This window comes from Mesorhizobium sp. Arg314 (assembly GCF_053714275.1).
The window spans coordinates 1-2,334 of sequence record NZ_JBSKBP010000144.1 but is presented as its reverse complement, the minus strand read 5'-3'; the positions used below and the strand labels follow the sequence as shown (position 1 = coordinate 2,334).

Annotated in this window: 1 protein-coding gene; it reads left to right on the top strand. The window is 60.6% G+C overall.

Annotated features, from left to right (window positions below; all coding sequences use genetic code 11):
- Nucleotides 1–666 precede the first annotated feature (666 nt).
- Nucleotides 667–2,193 (top strand): group II intron reverse transcriptase/maturase, encoded by a 1,527-nt coding sequence (gene ltrA / locus ACWGS9_RS34590; protein WP_454509409.1) that lies wholly within the window; start codon nt 667–669, stop codon nt 2,191–2,193.
- Nucleotides 2,194–2,334: the final 141 nt, after the last annotated feature.

Genomic DNA, 2,334 nt, shown 5'->3' with positions numbered 1-2,334 from the left:
TGAAGATGATAGATCGCCATCGCGACCAGATGTGCGTTGGGAGTTGAAAGGAAGGAGGGATTCGGCCTTCATGCTGCAATGGATCTCGCGGGATGGAGGACCCCGCACGCCGTATGACGCAACATGCGGCGATAAGCAGATGGGTGAGGAGAACCGGGCGCTTCCGGGGAACCGTAAATTAGCAGAACCCATCAAAGCCGAACGGGCGGGGACTTCCGACCCCGTGAGCGGTTCGGCCAGCGAGCTTGCCATGGCGAGGGAAACCGAACCGATGGTGGACGCCCCGTTTAGAGATGGAGCCTGCCGACTCGGAAGTGGGCGGGTCGATCTGTCGGGTAAACCAAGGATCGGTGGAGTGCTGGTCCGCGCTATCAGTACGCGGATTGGAGGCGCGCAGCTTGCTGTGCGCCAGCCTCGGCATGAGTTTGCGTTGCGCCGAGGCCGGATTCCACACGGGGTAGAGTCGGCGCCTAAAGCGAGCGAGAGATCAGTTGCGGAACCCAAGAACCTTGTCACCATCTCCGGCGGTTTCGGACGTCGGACGACTGAAGCGGCCAGTGACCGTGGTGCCGAGGGACGGAGCCTTCGTAGTAGTCCGAGGACGGGAAAGCCGTTCACATGGCGAAGGGAGGCAGTGGATACGGCTTGCAAGCAGGAGGCGGGCACATGTCCGGCGGGGTGAATATCTCGTTCGTCCTCGACATGCAGCGCAAACTGTATCGGTGGAGCAGCGACGAACCTGACAAGGTCTTTGCTGATCTGTTCAATCTCATATGCGACCGCAGAACCCTTGCCGAAGCTTGGCAACGGCTCGCCCGCAACCGCGGCAGCCGAACACCGGGAACGGACGGGATGACGCGTCGCACGGTCGAACAGCGTGCCGGTGGCGCAGCAAGGTTCCTCGACGAAATACGCGAGGCACTTCGCAACGGAACATATGACCCGGAACCCGTCAGGCAGCGGCTCATCCCAAAGCCTGGCAAACCGGGAGCATTCCGGCCACTCGGAATCCCCACGCTGAGCGACCGCGTGGTGCAAATGGCCATGAAGCTGATCCTCGAACCCATCTTCGAGACGGATTTCTATCCGACCTCGTATGGGTTCCGGAAAGGACGGAGCACCCATGATGCTCTGGAGCGAATCCAGAAGTGTCTTCACCCGTCGGTTCGTGGACCTTCGGTCTACGACTACGCCATTGAAGGCGATATCAAGGGCTGCTTCGACGCAATCGACCATCACGTCATGATGGAAGGCGTGCGACGGCGTATCGGCGACCGTAAGGTGCTGAGGCTGATCTTCGCATTCCTGAAGGCCGGCGTGATGATCGAGGGGACCATCCGACATCCCGTAACCGGCTCGCCACAAGGCGGGATCATCTCGCCGATGCTGTCGAACATCTACTTGACAGCCATCGACGAACGGTACGGACGCTGGTCCATGCGCCCCCGTGAACCGAGTAGCAGGGCGGCAGGCCGGCGGACTCTGGACCGCAAGAACGGCAAGCCGACATTCTACATGGTGCGATATGCGGACGACTTCGTCGTCCTCGTGGAAGGCACGAGGGAGCAAGCGGAAGCTGAAAGGCAGGCGCTGGCGGAGTTCCTGAAGACGGAACTTCGTATGGAACTGTCGATGGAAAAGACCCGGATCACCGAAACCAAGGAAGGCTTCGACTTCCTCGGCTATCGGGTGGTGCGCACCAAAGCGCTCCGCACGGGGCGACTGGTCGGCAACCTCTTCATCCCGAGGAGCAAGCTCAACGACCTGCGCCACAGGATCAAGGTCCTGGTGAAGAGCATTCCTACCGGATGGCCGCTCACCAAAGTCGTCGGTACCCTCAACCCGATCCTGCTCGGGTGGCGGAACTACTACCGATATGCCACGCAGGCGTGTCGGGACTTCAGCCATCTCGACAAATGGATTTGGGAGCGCGTTGGACGTTGGCTGCGTAAGAAGCATCGAAAGGCAACGTGGCGAGAGCTCCGTCGCCGCTTCACCGTCAACGTTACGGGACAACGGCATCGATGGGTCGAAGGCACGAAGCGCCTGAGGCTCCTCCGCGACGGCGGAACCATGCGTTACCCTCACCAAAGCATCGAGAAACCGAACGGATGGAATGCCCAATCCCGGCACCGTCAGCGCGAGAGCGTGGGCGACTTCTGGGACGCATTCTACCGCCTCACGTCGGACTGAGGCGCACCCATGAGCGATCTTTCGCTCATGCACGGAGAGCCGGATGCAGGGAAACTTGCCTGTCCGGTTCGGGGAGAGGGATGGAGAAACTTGTCTCCGAAAGGGGAAGTAGCGCTTCATCTCTACTCCACCATTTGCACG

Coding starts and splice junctions, on each gene's coding strand:
- ltrA (WP_454509409.1), top strand. CDS start 667: ATGTCCGGCGGGGTGAATATCTCGTTCGTCCTCGACATGCAGCGCAAA.